Origin of the sequence: Stackebrandtia albiflava (assembly GCF_007994225.1) — a bacterium.
GTDB classification, from domain to species: domain Bacteria; phylum Actinomycetota; class Actinomycetes; order Mycobacteriales; family Micromonosporaceae; genus Stackebrandtia; species Stackebrandtia albiflava.
This window is the reverse complement of the sequence record NZ_VLLL01000005.1, coordinates 1,086,842-1,105,875: the sequence shown is the minus strand read 5'-3', so window position 1 is coordinate 1,105,875 and position 19,034 is coordinate 1,086,842. Positions and strand designations below refer to the sequence as shown.

Sequence of the window (19,034 nt, the reverse complement as noted above, 5' to 3'; positions counted from 1 at the left end):
TCACCGCTTCGGGTCACCTGTCCGGTCGTCGGGCCGTCATGACGTCACCATCTCCACGAAAGGTCTCGATCATGAACGACAGAGAAGTACGCGGCACCGTCGAGGACGGCTTCGCGGGAGTCCGGGACGTGTACGCCGAGGTCGTCGCCGCGCATGAGGCGCCGGTCGACTCCCAGCTCGCGGTGTACCTGCGCGGCCGCCCGGTCGTGGACCTGTGGGCGGGTCCGGAGGCCACCGGGACCACGCTCACCGCCGTCTACTCGTCCACGAAGGGCGCCGCGACCGTGGTGGCGGCGCTGCTGGCGCAGGAGGGCGTCCTGGACCTGGACGTGCCGGTGGCCGCACACTGGCCGGAGTTCGCGGCGGCCGGCAAGTCCGCGATCACGGTGCGGGACGTGCTCACCCACCGTTCCGGTCTCATCGGTGTGGACGACGGCTTCACCGCCGAGGAACTGGTGGACGACGCCGGGATCGCGCGGCGGCTGGCACCACAGCGCCCGTTCTGGCGGCACGGCACCGGATACGGCTACGGCGGATTCGTCACCTTCGCGATGCTGTCCGAAGTGGTCCGGCGCATCACCGGGCAGACCCTTCAACAGGTGTATGAGGAACGGGTCCGCATCCCGTACGACCTCGACCTCCACCTCGGGTTGCCGGAATCGGAGGAGCCCCGTTTCCTTCCCGTCCGCCGGTGGACGGCGACCCCGGAGCAGGAGGCCGCGTTCTGGCGGAACGTGCCGGGGCCGTACAGCATCACCGGGATCGGCTACGGACTCGACGGGACTCCGCCCCTGGACCAGGTCGCCTTCGCCAACGCCCGATCGGTACGCGCGCACGGTCAGGCGTCGGCCGGTGGAGTCGGAAGCGCGCGGGGGCTCGCGCGGCTCTACGCGGCGGCGGTGTGGGGAGTGGACGGTGCGCCGCCGTTGCTGTCAGCCGAGACCGTCGCCGAGTTCTCGCAGTTGCACTGCGTGGGTGGCGATCTGGTGCGCGGGCCGGACGGCGCCTACGCCCTCGGGTTCCAGGCCAAGGGACTGCGCTACCCGTTCCTGTCCGCGAAGGCGTTCGGACACGACGGCTCCGCCGGATCGGAGTCCTTCGCCGACCCCCGCAGCGGCATCGCCTTCGGATACACCCGCCGCAGTTTCGGATTCGGCTGGTCGTATCCCGAACACGACCGGCTCGCCGCCGCCGTCCACGACGCCGTCACGTCCCGATAGGAGTATCCCTTGTATACACAGACGGAGAAGGACGTCGTGCGTTCGCCCGGTGTGGCCCTGACGGTCATCGCCGCCGCGCAGCTCCTCATGGTGATGGACGGCACGATCGTCACCGTGGGGCTACCCGTCATCGGACGCGGTCTCGGCATGGCCGACGCGGACCTGGGCTGGGTCCTCACCGCCTACGCGCTCGCGTTCGGGGGACTGCTGTTGGCGGGTGGCCGGGCGGGCGACCTGTTCGGCCGCCGCAGGCTGTTCCGCGTCGGTCTGGTGGTGTTCTCGGCGGCGTCGCTGCTGGGCGGCCTGGCGACCGACGGCGGAGTCCTCATCGCCGCGAGGGTTCTGCAGGGTGTCGGTGCGGCGATCGTCGCGCCCGCGGCACTGTCGCTGCTCGCCGACACGTTCCCCGCCGGGCCGCGGCGGAACCGGGCGCTGGGCGTCTACGGAGCCATGGGCGGCCTGGGCTCAGTGGTCGGCCTGCTGCTGGGCGGCGCGCTCACCGAGTGGTTCGGCTGGCAGTGGATCATGTTCGTCAACATCCCCATCGCCCTTGCGATCCTGGCCGGTACCGGTTTCCTCTCACCGGGGACGCGGGAACGCGGCGGAATCGACCTTCCCGGTGCGATCACGGTGACCCTCGCCCTCGGCTCGCTGGTCTACGCCGTCAACCGGGCCGGCTCCCACGGTCTCGGCGACGGAACGGTAATGGGATTCGGTGCGGCGGCCGTCGTGCTGTCCGGTGCGTTCTGGGCGATCCAGCGCGCGTCGCGTAGTCCGATGCTGCCGGCGCGGGTCCTGTGGGACCGGGCCAGATCCGGCGCGAATCTGCTCATGCTGCTCATGGGGGCCGGCCAGCTCGCGACGTTCTACTTCCTGACCCTCTACATGCAGTCCGTCGAACGGTTCACCCCCATCGTGACGGGCCTGGCCTACCTGCCGTTCGCGATCGGGATCGGCATCGGTTCGGGTGTGCTCGGACCGCGGCTGCAGTCCCGTACCTCCACCCGGAACGTCATGGTGATCGGGATGGCGACCGCCGCCGCCTGTATGGGCTGGTTCAGCCTACTCACCCCGGGCCAGAACCCGCTGCTGGTGTTGTTGCCGGCCCAGCTGGTCGCGGGTGTCGGTCTGGGCATCGGTTTCGTGGCCGCGACGATCGGCGGTGTGCGGGGCGTGGAACCCAGGGACTCGGGTGTCGCATCAGGACTGATCAACACGAGTCAACAGGTCGGAGGCGCGCTCGGCCTGGCCGTGCTCGCCGGGATCGCGGTGTCCACCACCGCCGCGCAACCGCCGGGGACCGCGCCGGCCACCGCCCTCACCGAGGGCTACGCCGCCGGGATGCTCGGAGCGGGCGGCTTCTACCTGGTCGCGGTCCTCGCCGCGGCGGTGCTCCTGCCGCGGCGGGACGCGAATCCGTGAGACCGGGAGTGGGGCGGGTCACCGGCGTCCCGGTCACCTCGCCCCACTCCCGGTCGTCAGAGAAACGAAACCGAACGACGAGAAGGGAACACCACACGTGAACACCACCGCGACGATCCGCCGAGACGACGCCGAGTCCCGCCTGCCGAACCCGGGCGCGCTCGTCCCCGAACTGAACGAGGTCGGTGCCGCACTGTTCAAGGCCGTCGGCAACGGCGCCGTCCCGCGTACGACGATCGGCCTCGTGCAACTGCGGGCCGGACAGATCGTCGGCAACACCTACCTGACGGTCCTGCACACCGGGAACCTGCGGCAGGCCGGCGAGACCGAGGAACGCATCACCGCCGTGGCGTCCTGGCGGGACGCCCCGTACTTCACCGACGCCGAACGGGTCGCGTTGGCGCTCGTGGAGGCGGTCCTGATCCCGGGCGTCCCCGGCGAGCGGGTGACCGACGCGCTGTACGCGGAGGCGGCCCGGCACTACGACGACAAGGGGATCGCGACGCTGGCCATGGCGATCGGGCAGGTGTCGTTCTTCATCCCGTTGGCGCTCATCGGTCGCCCCCTCCCCGGCCGGCCGCCGGCGGAGCAGTGGCGCGCCTGACCCCTCCCCTCCCTCCCCCTTGAACCGCTTGGTCCCCGCCGTTGTGCGCTTGGTCCCCGCCATTGCCAGACATAACGGTACGTATGCCGCATTTCAGGCGTACGGATCCGCAACGGCGGGGACCAAGCGCGACGGGGCGGGGACCAAGCGCGACGGGGCGGGGACCAAGCGGAAGGGGGAGGCGGAAAGAGGCGGGGCGGGGTGGTGGGGTGCGGGCGGGTGGTGCCGGGTCGTTACGGTGCCGTCATGGAGACCCCCGACGCCCGATTCCCCGACCTCACCGGTATGTGGACTCACGAGTCCGGCATCCGGAACGTCATCTCGCGGCTTCCGGACGGCGACTGGCGGTGGGAGATGTACAAGACCGGCCACGACGCCGCCGTCGTGACACTCGACATCGACGACGGGGCCGAACTGTGGCACAAGTTCTACGAGCTGGAACGCAAGGGCTGGATCCGGATCGGCCATCCTCCGCTCCCCGAACCCACCGTCCCCGTGCGCAAGCGCCGGGAGGGGAGGAACGCGGTGATCGCGGGTGTGGTCGCCATGTTCATCGGACTCCTGGGCGTACTCTTCATCCTCCTCACCACGAAGCCCTGAAGCCCCACACCCCGAGGAACCACGAAGCCCGGCGGTGGGGCCGCTACCGGGCCGCCGTCGTCTCGGCGCCGGGCGGCGGCATCCGGACGAATCCGGCGGGTTCGGCGCCTGAGTCGCCACCCGGAACGGGCCGCCGTCGCCGGGCTCCGGGCGTGTCAGCCGCCGTGTCAGGGTGGCGTCAGCCTGGTGTCAGCGGCGGGGGCGACAGTTGCCCGCATGACGACTTCAGCGATAGCGGTCTCCGGACTGCGCAAGGCGTACAAGGACAAGGTGGTGCTCGACGGCATCGACCTGGACGTCCGAGCCGGCACGATCTTCTCCCTCCTGGGCCCCAACGGCGCCGGCAAGACGACGACGGTGAACGTGCTGAGCACGCTGGTGACGGCGGACGGCGGCACCGTCCGTGTGGCCGGGCACGACGCCCGGACCGATGCCAGGTCGGTACGGGCGGCGATCGGTGTCACCGGGCAGTTCGCGGCGGTGGACGAGCTGTTGACCGGCCGGGAGAACCTGCGACTCATGGTGGACCTCGGCCCGAAGACCGGCCGCGGCCGACGGATCATCGACGACCTGTTGGAACGGTTCGACCTCACGGAGGCGGCGGGCAAGCCCGTCTCGACCTACTCCGGTGGGATGCGGCGGAAGCTCGACCTGGCGATGACCCTGGTCGGGGAGCCCCGCGTCATCTTCCTCGACGAGCCGACCACGGGTCTGGACCCGCGCAGCCGGCGTACCATGTGGACGATCATCCGTGACCTGGTGGCCGACGGCGTGACGATCTTCCTCACCACGCAGTACCTGGAGGAGGCCGACCAGCTCGCGGACCGGATCGCGGTGCTCGACCAGGGCCGGATCGTCGCACAGGGCACACCGGACGAGTTGAAACGCCGCATCCCCGGAACGCACGTGCGGCTGCGGTTCGCCTCCTCCGCCGACCTCACCGCCGCCGCGGTCCTGTTCCCCGGATCCACCCGGGACGACGAGGCGCTGGCGCTGCGGATCCCGGGCGACACCGGGACGAGGTCGCTGCGCGCCCTGCTGGACAGGCTCGACGGGAACTCGCTCGCCGCCGAGGAGTTCTCCGTCCACACCCCCGACCTCGACGACGTCTTCCTCGCCCTGACCGGCCACACCACGGAGCCCGCGAAATGAACCACTCGACAGTCATGTTGCGCCGCAACCTCACCCACATCGCACGTAACCCGATGTCGCTGTTCAACTCGATCCTCATGCCGATCCTGTTGCTGGTCATGTTCGTGTACATGTTCGGCGACGCGTTCAGTGTCGGCGTCGACTACGTCGACTACGCGACACCGGGTCTGATGATCATGGCCGTCTGTTATGGACTCGGCGCCACCGCGACGGCCGTGAACTCCGACATGACCAAGGGGATCATCAACCGGTTCAAGGTCATGGACGTCTCCCGGGACGCCGTCCTCAACGGACACGTCATCACCGGTGTGGCGACGAACCTGGTCGCCAACGCCGCCCTCGTCGGGGTGGCACTGGCCATGGGCTTCGCCCCGGCGGCCGGTCTGCTCGACTGGCTCGGCGTCGCGGGAATGATCCTGCTGCTCGGCCTGGCCGCGAGCTGGATCACGATCGCGCTGGGGATGGCGGCCAAGTCGCCGGAGAACGCCGGGATGGCCGCCGTACCGATGGTCATGCTGCCGTTCTTCAGCAGCGCGCTGGTCCCGGCGGAGATGATGGGTGCCGGGCTCCGTGAGTTCGCGCGGTACCAGCCGTTCACGCCGATCATCGAGAGCCTGCGCGGCCTGTTGAACGGCGCGCCTCAGACCGGTGACGTGGTCGCCGCCGTCGCGTGGTGCGTCGGCATCGCACTGATCGGTTACCTGTGGGCGAGCGCGACGTTCAAGAAGCGAGCGTGACGGCCACCAGTTCATCCGGCGGGGTCGTCCCGCCCTCCCGCACCGCCTCGGCGAACTCCGTGTCGTCGAGGCGGTGTCGTGCCGCCGCCTCGACGCGATCCACGTCGGGGTCGGAACGGTCCCGCAGCCCGTGCAGGACGGTGGCGGCGGTGAGCAACCTGACGGCCTGTGCCGGGTCGTCGCGGCGTAGGGCGAGGTCGGCGATCCCGACGACCACGTGCGCGAGCGTCGGCGCGTAACCGGTCTCGGCGGCGGCCCGGTAGGCGGCCGCGTGGTGTCGCCGGGCCTCGTCCAGGTCGTCGGCGAGGCAGCCCAGCAGGTGGTGGTTGACCACCTGGATCCCGGGCTGCCGCGCCTGGTCGCCGAGCATCGTCATCGCCGCGGTGAGCTGCCTGCGCGCCTCCTCCGCGTCGCCGTCCCAGCGCGCCAGGTCCGCCTTCGCGAAGGCCAGTTCCACGAGGGATTCGAGCCAGGTCACCTGTGCGGCCTGTCGTTCGGCCTCGGCCATGGCGGCCGCGGCGGCCTCCGGGTCGCCCGCCAACCGGTGGAGTTGCGCCTGCCTGGCCCGCATCCGGATGACGTCCTCGACCGAACCGACCTCGGTCACCACCGCGATCGCCTGTTCGTAGCACTCACCGGCCTCCGTGAACCGGCCGCGCACCGCGATCCGGTCGGCGAGTTCGGTCAGTGCGAAGGAGATGCCGAAGCGGTCGCCGATCGCGCGGAACTCGGTGAGTGCGGCCCGCAGGTGCGTGTCGGCCTCGTGTCCGGCGTCCCCCAGCACCACATGTGACTTACCCATGTGGAGCCGGGCGAGTGCCCGTATCCACGGGTCCTCGTTGTCCAGCAGCGGTTCCCACGCGGTGACGAAATCGCCGGGCCGCCGCAGGATCCGTTCCAACGGCACGACCAGGGCCAACAACGGATGCGGCCGCCGGCTGCGCTCCCGCAGCGTGTACGTCTGGTGGATCCACTCGGCCGCGTCGCGCGCGTCGGCGCGCCCCGAGCTGGCGAACATCCCGACCAGCCCGTACACCAGTGCCCGGGTCTCGTCGGTCACCTCGCCCGGCATGGCGGCGGCGGCGTTGATCAGCTCGACGCCCTCGGTCTTGTGGCCGCTGAACCACCAGTACCACCCGGCGCCCGCCGCCAGCCGCATCGCCGGTTGCGCCTCGCCCGCCGCCAGTGCACCGCGCATCGCCGCGGAGATGTCGTCGTGTTCGGCGGCGAGCACGGCGAGCCAGGTCAACTGCTCGGCGCCACGCAGGTGCGGGTCGGCGGTCTCGGTGAGCACGGTGTAGTAGTCGAGGTGCGCGCGGCGGATCGTCTCGGTCTCCCCGGCCTCGGCCAGGCGCTGCGCGGCGTACTCCTTGATCGTGCCGAGCATCCGGTGGCGTGGCGCGTCGTCGCCGGTGGTCACGAGCAGCGACTTCTCGGTCAGCGAGGTGAGCAGTTCCAGCACCTGCTCGGGGGCGACGGAGTCTCCGGAGCAGACCTGTTCGGCGGCTTCCAGGCTCGCGCCGCCGGCGAACACCGACAGACGGCGCAGAACGGTCCGTTCGGCGTCCGACAGCAGTTCCCAGCTCCAGTCGACCATCGCCCGCAGCGTCCTGTGCCGGGGCAGGGCGGTGCGGCTGCCGCCGGTGAGCAGCCGGAACCGGTCGTCGAGTCGGGTGGCGAGTTGGCCCACGGACATGGTGCGCAGCCTGGCCGCCGCGAGCTCGATCGCCAGCGGCATCCCGTCGAGCGCCTGGCAGATCCGCGCCATGGTGGCGAGCGTGCCGGGGTCGGCGGTGAAGCCGTGGCGTACCGCGCTCGCCCGGTCCCACAGCAGCCGGATGGCGGGCGCCGCGGCGATCTCGGTGGCGGAGGCGTCGGGTCCGGGCAGGGCCAGGGGCGCGACCGGCCACAGTGCCTCACCGGTGATACCCAGCGGTTCGCGGCTCGTCGCCAGGATTCGCAGGCCCCGGCAGTCCCCGAGGAGTCGGTGGGCGAGTGCCGCGGCCGCCTCGATCACGTGCTCGCAGTTGTCGAGGATCAGGAGTAGCTCACGGTCGCGGATCGCGGCGACGAGCCGGTCGACCGGTTCGGTCGGGGAGGTCTGGCCCAGCAGTGTGTCCCGCAGCCCGAGCGCGGCCAGTGTCGCCTGTGTCACGTCGCCGTCCGCGCCGATCGCGGCCAGTTCCACCAGCCGGATCCCGCCGGGTCTGTCGTCCGTGAGGGTGCGTGCCGTCTCGGCGGCCAGCCTCGTCTTCCCCGAGCCGCCCGGCCCGGTCAGGGTGGTGAGCCGATGGGCGGTGACGAGCGCGGCGACGGCGGCGACGTCCGCCTCCTTGCCGATGTAGCTGGTCAGCTCGGCGCGGAGGTTGGTCCTGGACGGCTCCGTCCGGGGACCCGCCTCACCTCGCAGCAGGGCGACGTGCAGGGCGGCGAGTTCCGGCGACGGGTCGGCGCCGAGCGCGTCGGCAAGCGCCTCCCTGGTGCGTTGGTACACGGCGAGCGCCTCGTTGTCGCGGCCGGCCGCGGCGAGGGCGCGCATCAGGGCGGCGGCGAGTCGTTCCCGCACCGGGTGGGCGGCCACCAGGTCGGTCAGTTCGGTCACCGTGTCGGCGCCGCGGCCGAGACCGATCTCGGCGTCGAACCGGTCTTCCAGCGCGGTGAGGCGCAGTCGTTCCAGCCGGGTGGTGACCGCGTCGCGGGCGGCGTCGTCGGGCGGTCCCACGTCCTGGAGGGCGTCGCCGCGCCACAGCGCGAGGGCCTGCCGCAGCAGGTCCGCCCGCACCGGGTTCTCCGCGTCGCGGGCCTGGGAGAGGAGGTGTTCGAACCGGACGGCGTCGACGTCGTCGGGTTCCACCGCCAGGCGGTAGCCGTCCGGGTGCCCCTCGACGGTGCCGTCGGGCAGGGCCTTACGCAGCCGGGACACCAGGCGTTGCAGGGCGTTGGCGGCGTCGGAGGGTGGGCTGGCGCCCCAGATCCAGTCGACCAGCGTCGACTTGGGCACGACGTGACCCGGCCGGAGCGCGAGGGCGGTCAGCAGTGCGCGCAGCCTGGCACCCGGTATGTCGGCGGTGCCGCCGTCGTCAGTCCGAACCTGGAACGGTCCGAGTATCCCGATGCGCACTCGGCCGATTTTGCCACGCGGGGCGGGGTGTGCTCCGGCCGCCGATTCGGTGCGCGGTCGGTCGTGGCGTGGTGCCGCAGGTCTCAACGTGGTCCCATTCCGGCGAAGAGTGCGTCGAGGACCTGGTCGACGTACTCGTGGGTCAACGGTTCCCTCGTGATCAGGAAACGGAAGTAGAGCGGTCCGGACAGGATCGCCATCGCCAGGTCCAGATCGAAGTCGGGTGACAGTTCGCCCCGGTCGCGGGCCGTGTTCAACCGGGCGACGGTCCTCTCCTCCTGCGGCCGGGTGAACTGTGCGTGGAGTGCGGTGGCGACGTCGGGGTCGTGTTGCGCCTCGGCGACGAGTGCGCGGAACAGTGGGCCGAAGGGCGGTGCGGTCATGAGGTCGGCGACCCGGTGGATCTGCGCGCGCAGGTCGGCGCGGACGTCGCCGGTGTCGGGGTAGTCGAGGTCGTGCCGGTGAAGGGACAACAGGGAGTCGAGTAGGAGGGCGCCCTTGGACGTCCACCGCCGGTAGACGGTGTGTTTGCCGACGCCCGCGCGTCTGGCGACCGCTTCGATGCTGAGCCTGGCGTAGCCGGTCTCCCGACCGAGTTCCAACATGGTCCGCATGATGGCCTCGGTGCGGTCGTGTCCACGGCGGGAGGTGCTGGTCATGTAGTGATCCTATCGGCACGGCACGTGCCGTACTTGACAGCGGCACGGCGCATGGGGCACGCTACTCCAGCGGCACGGCACGTGCCGTTTCATGAGGAGGAAGAGACATGGACGTGGACGTGATCGTCGTGGGGGCCGGGCCGGTCGGCCTGATGCTGGCGGGGGAACTGGCCTTGGCCGGAGTCCGGCCGTTGGTGCTGGAGAAGTACCCGCGACGCCGGGAGGTCGCCAAGGCCGGCGGCCTCGGCGGACGGATCCTCGAACTGCTCGACCACCGGGGACTCCTCGACCGGTGCGAAGCCGCCTGCACCGGCCCGATCCCGGCCCCCCGGTTCCCGTTCGGCGGTGTCCACGTGGACCTCAGCCGGTGGGACGACACACCGATGCACGCCCTGCCGCTGCCCCAGGCGCGGCTCGAACGCCTCTTGGAGGAACGCGCCGGCGAACTCGGCGTGGAGGTCCGCCGCGGCCACGAGGTGATCGCGGTGCGGCAGGACGACACCTCCGTGACGGTGGACGTGCGCGGTCCCGACGGTGACCGCCGACTGGTCGCCCGGTACCTCGCCGGCTGCGACGGTGCCCGTTCCCGGGTCCGCGAACAGGCGGGCGTCGCCTTCCCCGGAGTGACCTACCAGGAGGTGAACCGCCTCGCGCAGGTCGCGCTGCCCGAGACGGTCGTCATCAGGGACGACGGCGGCATCGAGGTGCCCGGCGCCGACGTGATCCGGGCGGGTTTCACACAGACCGAGACCGGCCTGTTCGGGCTCGGACCCGCCGACGACTCCCGGATCGTCTCCCTCTTCACCACCGAGGACGAGACCACCGAGTACGACGACGACACGGCCATGACGGTGACCGAGGTCCGGGACAGCGTCCGGCGGGTGCTCGGCGTCGACCTGCCACTGGGCGAGGCGACCCGGTTGTCGCGGTTCACCTTCCACGCCCGGCACGCCGACCGCTACCGCGCCGGGCGCGTCGTGCTGGCCGGCGACGCGGCGCACCTGTTCCCCGCCACCGGTGTCGCGATCAACGCCGGAATGCTCGACGCGGTCGGCCTCGCCTGGCGGTTGGCCGCCGAGATACACGGCCACGCACCGGCCGGGCTCCTCGACACCTACGACGACGAACGCCGGCTCGCCAACGCGCGCACGCTGCTCCACACCCGGGCCCAGGTGGCGCTGCGACGCGGACGCGACGCGGCGGCGGACGCACTGCGGGAACTGTTCCAGGAGTTGCTTCAGGACGAACCGGCGTCGCGGCGGGTGGGTGCGTTGCTCGCCGGCGCCGACGTCCGGTACCCCGTCCCGGATGCCGATCGACACGAGTGTGCCGGGACCTTCGTGTCCGACCGCGTCCTGCCGACCGGAGAGGGCCGAAGCCGGGTCGCGGCGTCGATGCGTGCCGCGCGACCGGTACTGGTCGACCTCGCCGACCGTGGCGACCTCCGCGAGGCCGCCTCGGCCTGGCGGGACCGGGTCGACGTCGTCACCGCCCGCACCGGGGAACGTGTCGCCGACGCGGTACTGATCCGTCCGGACTCCTACGTCGCCTGGGCGGCACCCGTCGGTGAACCGGCGGAGCGGGCCGTTCCGGCGCTGAGGGGCGCGCTCACCACCTGGTTCGGCGATCCCGGCGACGCAGTCTGAACCCTGACACCGCGCCCCACCTCGACGGCGCCACGGCACCGGAGGTCATTCGGGCCGGCGGACGAGCGGGCGAGTGGCTTGGGTTCGACTAGGGCGTGTGGCGAGCGGCCACCGGGCGGACGGGGATTCCGCCCCGGTCGCCTCGATCGGAGCGAGTGGCGTCCCCGTGTGACGGCGGCCGGTAACGGTGCGAGTGGTCGCGGAAGGATCCGGCACCACGGCGTCGCTCCACTGTCGACCATCTGGGCAGGCGGCCGATGTGCGCGCGGCCGCTAGGATCCGGTGAACACCCGGCGCACGCGGGCGGCGACGGTCCGCCTGGCGGTCTCGGCGTCGTCGGCGCCGACGACGGTCAACCATCCCAGCCCGTTGGCGAGGGCGACCAGTTCCCGTGCGGTGGACGAGGAGTCGGCGGGCAGCAGTCCGGCCACGAGGTCGACGAGCCGGCCGTATGTCTCGGTGAGCCGCCGCGCGAGTGGTGGCCGGGTGAGTGCGTAGACCTCGAACGCCTGGGCGACGCGGAGGAGTCGCCGGTGGGTGTCGTCGTCGGGGACGAGTTCGGTCAGGATCGCGGTGACGATCGCCTCGCGGTCGTCGGGTCGCACCTCGGCCAGGCGCCGACCTACGTTGCGTTCCCCCGCGTCGTTGATCGCGGCGAACGCCTCCGAGAGCAGGGCGTCCTTGGTGCCGAAGTAGTGCTGTACCCGGCCGGGAGAGATGCCGGCCGCCTTCGCCACGTTGCGGATGGTGACGTCGCCGGTTCCCCGGTCGTCGACGATGTCGAAGACCGCTTCCAGGATGTGGTGCCGCTGCCGGTCGTGGGTGGCGCCCGGTCCCCGGGTCGCGGGTCGCGGCTGCGTCATCGGTCTCCTTCGTCGATACATCCGTACCGATTTGATCCTAGCCCGGATTCCGGGTAGCCTTCACACATCAGATCAATACGAACGTATCGGAAAGGTGGCGTCATGCGCACGATGATCGGAACGGCCGGGCTCCTACTGGTCGTCCAGGGGGCCGGTGGTCTCATCAACAACCTGTTCACCGACTCGCGGAGCTGGTTCCTGCTCAACCACGTCGACATGCCGGCCGGGCTGCGCATGGCGGCCCACCTCGTGCTGCTCGTGGTGGGGCTCGTCCTGGTGGCCCGCACCGGAACCGGCCGCGACCCCGCGTGAGCGGGGCGACCGGCCCCGCACGACGTCCCGTCGCCACACGGCGCTACCGGGGGCGGTGACACGCGAGTAGGCCGCCCGCACCGCCGGGCGGGGCGCCCCCGCCCGGCGGCACCGCACCCGTCGACCCCGACCCACGCAGGCGGTAGGTTCGTCACACGATGCGGTCGGACCGGGATGGAGGGCGCCGTGGATTTCCGGATTCTGGGTCCACTGGAGGTGAGCGACGACTCCGGGCCGGTCCGGATCCCGGGACGGCACCAGCCCAGGCTCCTCGCGGCGCTGCTGCTGGAGGCCGGGAAGGTGGTGCCGCTGCACCGGCTCGTCGACACCCTCTGGGACGACCACCCACCGGCGACGGCGCGACGGCAGGTGCAGAACGCCATGGCGTCGCTGCGACGGGTGGTCACCTCCGGCATCGAGACCGTGGGCGACGGTTACCGGCTCACTACCGACCGGCTCGACGCGACGACCTTCGTCCGATGGGTGCGCGAGGCCGCCGAGGCCGCGTCGCGAGACGACCACGCGCTCGCACACGCACTCCTGTGCCGCGCCCTGGACCTGTGGCGCGGTCCCGCGCTGGCCGGCCTGCCCGGCAGGCTGCTGGCCTCCGCCGCCGCCCGCTGGGACGAACGACGACTGGAGGCCCACGAGAACCGCATGGAGACGGAGCTGGCCCTCGGCCAGCCCGGCCGCGTGATCGGTGAGGCGCGGGAACTCCTCGACGCCCAACCGAACCGGCAACGGCTGTGCGGCCTACTGATGCTCGCCCTCCACCGCAGCGGCCGCACCTCGGAGGCCCTGGCGCTGTACGGTTCCCTCAGACGCCGGCTCGCCGACGACCTGGGCATCGACCCGGGAAGGGCGATACGGGACGTGCATCGCGCCATCCTCCGCGACGACGCCTCACCGCCGGGGCCGCGGGCACCCGCCACGTCGTCGGTACCGATCCCGGCCCAGTTGCCCAACACCGCCGACTTCACCGGCCGGGCCGAGGAACTGGCCACACTGGACGCACTGGCGGACGACACGGCGACGGGGACCGTCGTCACCGTGATCTCCGGCACCGGCGGTGTCGGGAAGACCGCGCTGGCACTGCGGTGGGCGCACCGGCGCGCCGACCGGTTCCCCGACGGGCAGTTGTTCGTGGACCTGCGCGGCTACGACGACGCCGAACCGCTGACCCCGTCCGAGGTGCTGCACCGGTTCCTGCGCGCCCTCGGCCATCCCGCGGACGCCGTGCCCGCCGAACTCGACGAGGCGAGCGCCCTGTTCCGCTCGACCCTGCACGGCCGGCGGGTGCTGGTCGTACTGGACAACGCGCGCACGGTCGCGCAGGTCCGGCCGCTGCTGCCGGCGGGACCGGGGAGTCTCGCGCTGGTCACCAGCCGCGACCGGCTCACCGGTCTGGTCGCGTTGGACGGCGCGAGGCCGCTCGGCGTGGACGTGTGGAGTCCCGGCGAGTCCCGGCGACTCCTGACGGAACTCGTCGGCGCCGACCGCGTCGACCGGGAACCCGCCGCGGCCGACCGGATCGTCGCACTGTGCGGCGGACTGCCGCTGGCGATCCGGATCGTGGGCGCCACCATCACCACCCGGCCCCGGCACCGACTCGCCGAGATCGCCGCCGAGCTGGAGGACGGCGACCGGCTCGACCGCCTGGCGATCCCGGGCGACCCCAGGGCCACGGTCGCCGACGGCATCCGGCTGTCGGTACGGACCCTGGAACCCGCGACCCGCCGCTGCCTCCACCTGCTCGCGACGGTGCCCACCGAGGACTTCCCGGACTCGCTCGCGGTGGCCGTGACCGGCCTGCCGGAGGCCGACGCCCGGCGTCACATCGGGCTCCTGACGGCCGCCCACCTGCTGGAACGGCCCCGCGACGGCCGGCTGCGGTTCCACGACCTGGTCCGCCTTTACGCGCGGCGGGAGGGGGAGACACTGCTGTCCCGCCGGGAGTCGGAGGCCGCGGTGACCAGGTTGCTCGACTGGTGGCACGACTGCGAGGACATCACCGAGTACGACGACCGCGCCGCCACCGTCACCGCGTTCGCCGCGCATCCGGGGGTGTGGCGGGCGGCCCGGCCACTCGCCGCGAACGTCCACGAGGGACGCGACCCGCGCCGGATCCGGGCACTCGCGCGCCTCGGCCTGGCCGCGGCGGAGACCGCGTCGGATCTCCACGGCCAGGCGGTGATGCACAACCTGGTCGCCGGTACGTACTGGGTGTCGCAGCGGATGGACGAGGCCACGGCCGCCGGTGAACTGGCGTTGCGGGCCGCCCGGTCCAGCGGCGATCCGGTCCTGACGGCCCGGCAACTGGCGACGATGGGCGTGTTCACCCAGCTGACCGGCGACCAGGCCGACTCCAAGACGTACCTGCTGGAGGCACTGCGGCTGTGCGAGCGTCACGGCGACCCGGCCGACATCGCGGCGCGGCTGGCGCCGCTGGGTTCGGTCTGCGTCGCGCTCGGCGACTACGACGAGGCGGAGGAGTACCTGACGCGGGCGTTGGAGGCGACGACCGACGACCGGGTCACCGAGGACGTCGTGAACCAGTTGGCGGTCCTGTGCCTGGACAGGGGCCGGTACCGGGAGGGCCTGCGGTGGGTGGACCGGGCGCTACGGGATCCGGACGCGCCGCGCCGCTACATGTCGCTACAGATACGGGTCCGGTTGTCGCTGGCCATGGGGCGGGCGGAGGCGGCGCACGCCGACCTGAAGACGGTCCTCGACGAACGCTACGACGCGCACCCGCAGCAGTCCGGGCGCCGGGAACTGCTCGCCGCCTACCACCTGCTCACCGGTGAACTCGACCTCGCGCTGCACCACGCGACGGAGTTCCTGCGCGGCGCGGGCCGGACCACGTCCGTCTTCCACGACGCGCACGCCGAACTGGTGTCGGCGATCGTCCGCGACGCCCGCCGCGAGCACCCGGCGGCGATCCGGCACGCCCGTGCCGCGGAGCGGGCGTTCCGGCGCATGTCGGGGCCGCTGCGGCGTGGCCGCGCCCTCGCGGTGCTGGCGTCCGCCCATGCGGGGCTGGGGGAGTACGACGTCGCCGCCGGATACCGGGGCCGGGCCGCCGAGATCTTCGCGAGGCTCGGTGTGACCGGGACGGAGCGGCTGCCGGAGATCACGCGGGTCCCGGACCGGGTCACCGGTCGGTGACCTCCGTGGCCGCCGCGCGCGAGGTGACGCGCACGGCGGCGCGTGTGCGACGATCGGTCGATGTTGCGCGCTCTTGAGATCCGTGCGGAGTTGTCGGGGCTGGAGGACTCCCACCGGGACCGGTTGTTCTGGGAACCGACGATCGAGTTGAGTGTGGACTGTTTCGTCTGCGAACGGGTCCGCCGGACGACGGTGCTGAAGCCGGGAGCCGACCGGGCACTCTGCAGCGGCGGCGAGGACGGCGGACACCCCGCCCCGGCGCGCGTTTCCGCGTTCGACGTGACGACCGGTGCCGACCGCCTGGCCCTGCGCGCCGTCGTCGACCTGTGGTGGGCGTCGTTCCGTGACACCGGACGAGGTGAGGACGGGTCACCGCTGAGCGGCTGGGTGCGCCTCCACTACGGCTGCCACTGCCACCACGCGGGTGTCACGGTGAAGGGGTCGGTCCAGACCAACACCCGCCGCCCTCACCCGGTGACCTGCGGCGGTTGCCGGACGGGGATCGGGACGGACGCCGCGGCGCCGACGATCCGGCTGCTGGTGTGACGCCCGGCGCGACCCTTCAGCCACCTATGTGGACGTGGTGGGTTCCGTCGTCGTCGAGGTGCCCGTTCTCCAGTGCCTCACTGTGTTCGAGTAGTGCCCCGTAATCCACGGCGGCGCCTCGGAGCAGGGTCTCTATCGCCCGTTCGGCGTCGTCGTCGCTGAGGTGCCGTCCGAACAGGACGCGGTAGTGCACCAGTGAGGCCACGAAGTCGAGGAGTTGTTCGCGGTCGGCGTCCTCACGAAGGTCGCCGCGGGCGGTGGCGTGTTCGAGGGTCCGTCGCACCGCCGTGCGGGACGGTTCGACGACCGTCCGGCGATACCGTTCCTGGAGTTCGGGGGAGCGGACGCACTCGGAGTACAACGCGTTCAACGCGTCGGGCCGGATGGTGCGGTAGGCGGCCAGGAAGATGTTGAAACTCTCGGCCAGGTCGCACAACGTGCACCCGGTGTCGGGTGGGGACGGTACGTCCAGGCGGGTCGCGATCGCCGACAGGACCAGTGGTGCGCGGCCGGCCCATCGGCGGTAGATGGCCGGACGTGACGTCCCGGCGCGGCGCGCGACCTCCTCCAGGGTCAGCTCGGTGTAGCCGGCCTCGTCCAGCAGGTGAAGGGTGGCCTCGAGTATCGCGGTGTCGAGCTGCGGGTCGCGGGGCCGGCCTCCCGATCGCGTGCCGGTGCGGTCAGACATCGCCTCAGGTTAGCGCGGTGGTCGCACGGCGCCGTGTGACGGGCTCGACGGGCGGTGCGCGCCCATGTTAGCGTTACGTGTCGTATCGAAACGTTATTGGGAGAACCGTATGGCGCCGTCCACGCGACAACCCGACGCCCCGGCGAGCCCGGGCACCGAATCCACGCCACCCACCGAACCGGTGAAGGTGGCACTGATCATCGGCAGCACCCGCGTCGACCGGTTCGGGACCGTCCCGGCCGGCTGGGCCGCCGCCCGCGCCCGCGACCGGCACGACGTCGTGCTCGACGTCGTCGACCTCGCCGACACCCCGCTGCCGACCGTGTTCCCGGGCGACGACCCCGACACGCCCCTCCCCGAGGCCGTGACCGCACTGGCACGACGCATCGAGTGGGCCGACGCGGTCGTGATCGTCACGCCCGTCTACAACCGCGGATACCCGGCCTCACTGAAGAACGCGATCGACTGGATCCACGGCGAGTGGAACGCCACACCCGTGGGCTTCGTCTGCTACGGCGGGCGGACCGGCGGAATCGAGGCGGTCGAGCAACTGCGCACCGTCTTCGTGGAACTGGGCACCATGACCATCCGATCGGTGCTGAGCTTCCCCGACTGCCGGGAGTGCTTCGACGAATCCGGGACACCGCGCGACGCCGGGGCACACGCGGCGGCGACCGAGTTCTACGACGAGCTGACCTGGTGGGCTCGCGCCCTGCGCGCCGCCCGGAAGGAGACGGCCGGATGAACACCGAAGCCCACGGCGCGGCGGCACCCGCCAGGGCGACGCGACGCGAATGGGCCGGCCTGGCACTGCTGGTACTGCCCATGCTCGTGCTGTCCATCGACCTGACGGTGCTCTTCTTCGCGATGCCGAGGCTCAGCCTCGACCTCCAACCGACCGCCAGCGAATCCCTCTGGATCGTGCACGTCTACGGCTTCCTGATCGCCGGATTCCTGGTCACCATGGGACGGTTGGGCGACCGCTTCGGACCGCGCCGGCTCATGATGATCGGCTCCGTCGCCTTCGCGGTGCTGTCGGTCGTAGCCGCGTTCTCCACCAGCGCCACGATGCTCATCATCGCCCGCGCCGCACTGGGAGTCGCGGGGGCCACCCTGATGCCCTCGCTGTTCTCCCTGCTGCGAAGCATGTTCCGCGACGACACGCAGCGCCGGTTCGCCATCGCGATCCTCTTCAGCACCTTCTCCGTCGGCGGCGCCGTCGGGCCGCTCCTCGGTGGTGCCCTGCTGGAGGTCTTCTGGTGGGGGTCGGTCTTCCTCATCAACGTGCCACCCATGGTCGCGTTGGTCATCGCCGGACCGAAGCTGCTCCCGGAACGACGGGAAGGCGATTCCGCCCGCATCGACCTCGCCAGCGTGGCGCTGTCGGTGACCGGGATGCTCGCGGTCGTGTACGGCCTGCAGGAACTGACCGCCGGCCAGGAGGCCGGCGACGGCGACGTGTGGCCGTACGTGGCGGTCGTCGCCGCCGGACTGGTCGTCCTGGTGTTCTTCGCGCGACGGCAGCGACGACTCAGCCATCCGCTGTTCGACCTCGCGCTGCTCACCGACCGCCGGATGGCCGTGGCGCTGGGGACACTACTGGTCACCGGAATCGGTGTCGCGGGCATCTTCTACCTGTTCACCCAGTACCTCCAGTGGGTGGCGGCCCTGTCCCCGCTGGAGGCCGGACTGTGGACCCTGCCCTACATCGGCCTCAACATCCTGGGCGCCATGGTCGCCCCGCCGGTGAGCGCCCGGATCCGGCCCGCGATCGTGATGGTCGCCGGCCTGGCGGTCGCGGCGGTGGGCGCGGCGGGCTTCGCCGTGTTGTCGGGTGACGGAGTCGCGTTGTGGCTACTGGTGGCGGCGATATCGGTCATCGGGTTGGGGCAGGGCGCCGCGGTGGGACTCATGAGTGACCTCATCATCTCCCACGCGCCGGCCGACAAGACCGGTTCGGCCGCCGCCGCCCAGGAGGTCGGCGGCGAACTGGGTACCGCCGCGGGCATCGCCGTCGGCGGCGCGGTCGGCGTCGTGGCGTACCGGGAGGCGTTGGCGGACACCATGCCCGCGGACCTCCCCGAGCCGGTGACCGCCGCCGCGCGATCCAGTGTCCATGAGGGAGTGACCGCCGCAGACGCCCTCGACCGGGACGCTCCGGCGCTGCTGGACGCCGTGCACGGAGCCGTCGGGCACGGTCTGGGCACCTACGCCGGGATCGGTGCGGTCCTGCTGGTCCTGGCCGCCGGAGCGGTGGCGGCGGTGCTGGTGAGAGGGTCCGAAGGGACCGGGTGAG

At 71.7% G+C, this 19,034-nt stretch carries 16 protein-coding genes; 12 read left to right on the top strand and 4 right to left on the bottom strand.

Annotation, left to right across the window (positions count from 1 at the left end):
* Positions 1 to 71 precede the first annotated feature (71 nt).
* The 6 genes from LX16_RS05875 to LX16_RS05850 all read left to right on the top strand — a co-directional run bounded on the left by LX16_RS05875 (position 72) and on the right by LX16_RS05850 (position 5,735).
* The gene (locus LX16_RS05875; RefSeq protein ID WP_147134240.1) at positions 72 to 1,220 is read left to right on the top strand and encodes a serine hydrolase domain-containing protein; all 1,149 of its coding nucleotides are present in this window, start codon (positions 72 to 74) and stop codon (positions 1,218 to 1,220) included.
* 9 nt (positions 1,221 to 1,229) lie between these two features.
* Positions 1,230 to 2,642 carry an MFS transporter gene (locus LX16_RS05870; protein WP_211354303.1) on the top strand — a complete coding sequence of 471 codons (1,413 nt, stop codon included), beginning with the start codon at positions 1,230 to 1,232 and terminating at the stop codon, positions 2,640 to 2,642.
* Between the two features lie 97 nt (positions 2,643 to 2,739).
* Complete coding sequence (locus LX16_RS05865; protein ID WP_147134238.1) at positions 2,740 to 3,246, top strand: carboxymuconolactone decarboxylase family protein; 507 nt, start codon at positions 2,740 to 2,742, stop codon at positions 3,244 to 3,246.
* 246 nt (positions 3,247 to 3,492) lie between these two features.
* On the top strand, positions 3,493 to 3,846 hold the full coding sequence (locus LX16_RS05860; RefSeq protein ID WP_147134235.1) for a hypothetical protein: 354 nt from the start codon (positions 3,493 to 3,495) through the stop codon (positions 3,844 to 3,846).
* Positions 3,847 to 4,062: 216 nt separating this feature from the next.
* A complete protein-coding gene (locus LX16_RS05855; protein ID WP_147134232.1) occupies positions 4,063 to 4,998 on the top strand; it encodes an ATP-binding cassette domain-containing protein in 936 nt (311 codons plus the stop codon).
* Positions 4,995 to 5,735: an ABC transporter permease gene (locus LX16_RS05850; protein WP_147134230.1), complete on the top strand. Its 741-nt coding sequence runs from the start codon at positions 4,995 to 4,997 to the stop codon at positions 5,733 to 5,735. The genes LX16_RS05855 and LX16_RS05850 overlap by 4 nt, the downstream gene beginning before the upstream one ends.
* Here the strand turns inward: LX16_RS05850 and LX16_RS05845 are convergent.
* Together LX16_RS05845 and LX16_RS05840 are read right to left on the bottom strand one after the other, a co-directional pair.
* On the bottom strand, positions 5,719 to 8,856 hold the full coding sequence (locus tag LX16_RS05845; RefSeq protein WP_147134227.1) for an ATP-binding protein: 3,138 nt from the start codon (positions 8,854 to 8,856) through the stop codon (positions 5,719 to 5,721). The genes LX16_RS05850 and LX16_RS05845 overlap by 17 nt on opposite strands.
* A gap of 83 nt (positions 8,857 to 8,939) precedes the next feature.
* Entirely contained in the window at positions 8,940 to 9,515 is a 576-nt protein-coding gene (locus tag LX16_RS05840; protein ID WP_147134225.1) for a TetR/AcrR family transcriptional regulator, read from the bottom strand.
* Positions 9,516 to 9,622: 107 nt separating this feature from the next.
* On the opposite strand from LX16_RS05840, the gene LX16_RS05835 reads away from it, so the two are divergent.
* Complete coding sequence (locus LX16_RS05835) at positions 9,623 to 11,161, top strand: FAD-dependent monooxygenase (protein WP_147134222.1); 1,539 nt, start codon at positions 9,623 to 9,625, stop codon at positions 11,159 to 11,161.
* Between the two features lie 272 nt (positions 11,162 to 11,433).
* Here the strand turns inward: LX16_RS05835 and LX16_RS05830 are convergent, their stop codons facing one another.
* A complete protein-coding gene (locus LX16_RS05830; RefSeq protein ID WP_158645498.1) occupies positions 11,434 to 12,024 on the bottom strand; it encodes a TetR/AcrR family transcriptional regulator in 591 nt (196 codons plus the stop codon).
* A gap of 102 nt (positions 12,025 to 12,126) precedes the next feature.
* Between LX16_RS05830 and LX16_RS05825 the strand changes: the two genes are divergently transcribed.
* The 3 genes from LX16_RS05825 (at position 12,127) to LX16_RS05815 (ending at position 16,050) form a co-directional block, all read left to right on the top strand.
* The gene (locus tag LX16_RS05825) at positions 12,127 to 12,336 is read left to right on the top strand and encodes a hypothetical protein (RefSeq protein ID WP_147134216.1); all 210 of its coding nucleotides are present in this window, start codon (positions 12,127 to 12,129) and stop codon (positions 12,334 to 12,336) included.
* 186 nt (positions 12,337 to 12,522) lie between these two features.
* A complete protein-coding gene (locus tag LX16_RS05820) occupies positions 12,523 to 15,504 on the top strand; it encodes an AfsR/SARP family transcriptional regulator (protein ID WP_158645497.1) in 2,982 nt (993 codons plus the stop codon).
* Between the two features lie 60 nt (positions 15,505 to 15,564).
* Positions 15,565 to 16,050, top strand: coding sequence for a hypothetical protein (locus tag LX16_RS05815; RefSeq protein WP_147134210.1), 486 nt, complete (start codon positions 15,565 to 15,567; stop codon positions 16,048 to 16,050).
* 16 nt (positions 16,051 to 16,066) lie between these two features.
* On the opposite strand, the gene LX16_RS05810 is transcribed toward LX16_RS05815, so the two are convergent.
* Entirely contained in the window at positions 16,067 to 16,738 is a 672-nt protein-coding gene (locus tag LX16_RS05810) for a TetR/AcrR family transcriptional regulator (protein WP_147134207.1), read from the bottom strand.
* Positions 16,739 to 16,847: 109 nt separating this feature from the next.
* Here LX16_RS05810 and LX16_RS05805 point away from each other — a divergent pair, with 109 nt between their 5' ends.
* Positions 16,848 to 17,483 (top strand): NADPH-dependent FMN reductase, encoded by a 636-nt coding sequence (locus LX16_RS05805; protein ID WP_147134204.1) that lies wholly within the window; start codon positions 16,848 to 16,850, stop codon positions 17,481 to 17,483.
* On the top strand, positions 17,480 to 19,033 hold the full coding sequence (locus tag LX16_RS05800; protein ID WP_147134201.1) for an MFS transporter: 1,554 nt from the start codon (positions 17,480 to 17,482) through the stop codon (positions 19,031 to 19,033). Before LX16_RS05805 ends, LX16_RS05800 begins: the two co-directional genes overlap by 4 nt.
* Position 19,034 lies beyond the last annotated feature (1 nt).